This is a genomic window from Halococcus salifodinae DSM 8989 (assembly GCF_000336935.1).
Lineage (GTDB): Archaea > Halobacteriota > Halobacteria > Halobacteriales > Halococcaceae > Halococcus > Halococcus salifodinae.
The window spans coordinates 1-1,062 of the sequence record NZ_AOME01000081.1 but is presented as its reverse complement, the minus strand read 5'-3'; the positions used below and the strand labels follow the sequence as shown (position 1 = coordinate 1,062).

The following is a 1,062-nucleotide window of genomic DNA, read 5'->3' as shown; positions in this document are numbered from 1 at the left end:
GTCGTCCTGCGCGCCGCTCTGGAACGTCACCGACTCTGCCCCATAAATTTCGGTCGCGATCGTCTCGATCTTTGCCTCGATCGAGTCGTCGACGTCGTAGAGGTACTCGAACTCCTCGTCGTCCTCCTCGATCTCGGTGATGAGCTTCCGGGCGAGGTCCGCGCCACCCTCGCCGCCCTCGCCGAACACCGTCGATTCGGCGGCTTCGATCCCGAGATCGTCGCGGCAGTGATCGAGGACCGCCTGCACCTCTTCGTCGGCATCGCCCGGGAACCGGTTGAGCGCCACCACGACCGGGATGCCGAACTTCCGGAGATTCTCGATGTGGGTGTCGAGGTTTTCGAACCCACCCCGGACGGCCTCGACGTCGGTCGCTTCGAGTTCGTCGAGGTCGGCGGGCCACATGTCCTTGCCGTGGTATTTCAGCGCGCGGATCGAGGCGACGAGCGTGACCGCGGCGGGCTCCATCTCGCCGAACCGACAGACCACGTTCATGAACTTCTCGGCCCCGAGATCCGAGCCGAAGCCCGCCTCGGTGATGAGGTAGTCGGAGAGCTTCCGTGCGACGTCGTCGGCGATCAGCGAGTTCGTCCCGTGAGCGATGTTGGCGAAGGGGCCTCCGTGGACGAACGCCGGCGTGCCCTCGATGGTCTGGACGATGTTCGGCTTCAGAGCGTCTTTCAGGAGGATGGTGACCGCGCCCGTCGCCTCGATGTCGTCGGCGGTCACGGGATCGCCGTCCTCGTCGTAGGCGACGACGATGCGTGCGACGCGCTCTTTGAGATCTTCGAGGTCGTCGGCGAGACAGAGCACGGCCATCAGTTCGGAGGCCGCCGTCAGGATGAACCCGTCCTCGCGGGGGACGCCGGTGACGTCGCCGCCGAGCCCGATCACGGTCTCGCGGAGCACGCGGTCGTTCATGTCGATCGCACGGGGCCACTCGACCCAGTTGACCGCGATATCGCGCTCGTTGCCCTGCTTGATGTGGTTGTCGAGCATCGTCGAGATGAGGTTGTGCGCCGATGTGAGCGCGTGGAGATCACCAGTGAAGTGGAGGTTGAT

General features: G+C 65.0%; 1 protein-coding gene. It reads right to left on the bottom strand.

Annotated elements, in window-relative coordinates; translation table 11 throughout:
* The coding region (locus C450_RS18340; protein WP_005046062.1) for a formate--tetrahydrofolate ligase at window positions 1-1,062 on the bottom strand (1,062 nt) is incomplete at both ends.